Annotated in this window: 1 protein-coding gene; it reads left to right on the plus strand. The window is 63.2% G+C overall.

Translation table 11 applies throughout. From position 1 onward, the window contains the following. Window positions 1-1907, plus strand: a 1907-nt coding sequence (locus HX801_RS31840) for a condensation domain-containing protein (protein WP_256344327.1), incomplete at both ends; no start/stop codon positions are given.

The following is a 1907-nucleotide window of genomic DNA, read 5'->3' on the forward strand; positions in this document are numbered from 1 at the left end:
AATTGAAGCGCGCCTGAACGCCATGGCGGCGGTGCGCGAAGCCGTGGTCTTGGCCCAGGAAGGGCTGAACGGCCAGCAATTGGTGGCTTACGTGATCCCGGCGCAAGGCGCCGAGGATGCAGGCGCACTCAAGGCGCAGCTGAAAGCGGACCTGCCGGACTACATGGTGCCGACGCACCTGCTGTTCCTGAATGAATGGCCGCTGACCGCCAACGGCAAGCTCGACCGCAAGGCCCTGCCGCAGCCGGACGCAAGCCAGGTACAGCACGAGTACGTGGCACCGCAAAGCGCGCTGGAACAGCAAATCGCAACTGTCTGGCAAGACGTGCTGAAACTGGAGCGGGTTGGTCTCACCGACAACTTCTTCGAACTGGGTGGCCATTCATTGCTGGCTACGCAGATGGTGTCGCGCATCCGCCAACACCTCGGCATGAACCTGCAACTGCGCAAGCTGTTCGAAAACGCCAGCCTCAAGGCTTGCGTGGCTGCGCTTGAGCCAATCCAGGCGGCGATGCCTGCGCGCATTCCAAGGGTGCCGCGTGATCAACCGTTGCCCCTGTCCTACGCCCAGCAGCGCCAGTGGTTCCTTTGGCAAATGGAGCCCTCCAGTGCGGCGTACCACATCCCTGCGGCGCTACGGATTCATGGCCACCTGGATTTGAAGGCGTTGCAACGCAGCTTAAGCGCACTGGTGCAGCGTCACGAGAGTTTGCGCACGACCTTTGTCCAGAAGGACGAGCGTGCGTTCCAGGTTATCCATGCCGAGTCCGGTCCGCTGCTGACGCCGCAGTTTCTCGACCTGACCTCGGCCAACCAGGCCGAGCAGATCCAGGCGTTTGTTCGCGATCAGATCAGCCGGCCGTTCGACCTGCAGAACGGTCCGCTGCTGCGGGTCGGGCTGCTGCAGGTGGCCGCCGATGAACAGGTGCTGGTGCTGACCCAGCATCACATCGTCTCCGATGGCTGGTCGATGCAGGTGCTGGTGCAGGAACTGATTGAGCGTTATGCCGCCTATAGCCAGGGTGGATCGGTTGAACCGGTGGAGTTACCGATCCAGTATGCCGATTACGCGGTGTGGCAACGCCAATGGATGGACGCCGGTGAGCGTGAGCGGCAGCTGGCTTACTGGACCAACGTCCTCGGCGCTGAACAGCCATTGCTGGAGCTGCCTGCGGACCGTCCGCGACCGGCACGCCAGAGCTTTGCCGGCGCCCGTCTGGCCGTCCAGTTACCGCAGGCATTGGGCCAACAGCTGCGGCAACTGGCGCTGGGTGAAGGTTGCAGCCTGTTCATGCTGTTGCTGGCTTCGTTCCAGGGCCTGCTGCACCGTTACAGCGGCCAGTCGGACATCCGCGTGGGCGTACCGATTGCCAACCGCAACCGGGTCGAGACCGAAGGCCTGATCGGGTTCTTCGTCAATACCCAGGTGCTCAAGGCTGAAGTCGATCCGCAGCAGCGGTTCAGCGAACTGCTGCAACAGGTCAAGACGGCGGCACTGGGCGCCGAGGCGCATCAGGACCTACCGTTCGAGCAATTGGTCGAAGCCTTGCGCCCTGAGCGCAACCTGAGCCATAGCCCGTTGTTCCAGGTGTTGTACAACCACCAGAGCGCCGGCCGCCAAGCCATCCCGCAACTGCCGGGGCTGGTGATCAAGGCCCAGGAGTGGGAAAGCCGTACCGCCCAGTTCGACTTGACCCTCGACACCCTGGACGCCGACGGCGAGCTCAGTGCAACCCTCACTTACGCCACCGACCTGTTCGACGCAAGCACTGCACAGCGTATGGCCGCTCACTGGCTGAACCTGCTGCAAGGTATCGTCGCCGATCCGCAACGGCGCATCGGGGAATTGCCGCTGCTGGACGCGACCGAGCAACAGCACAACATCGCCCAGTGGAACCCCGGCCCGC

The sequence above is a fragment of the Pseudomonas sp. G1002 genome (genome assembly GCF_013385455.1).
Taxonomy (GTDB): domain Bacteria; phylum Pseudomonadota; class Gammaproteobacteria; order Pseudomonadales; family Pseudomonadaceae; genus Aquipseudomonas.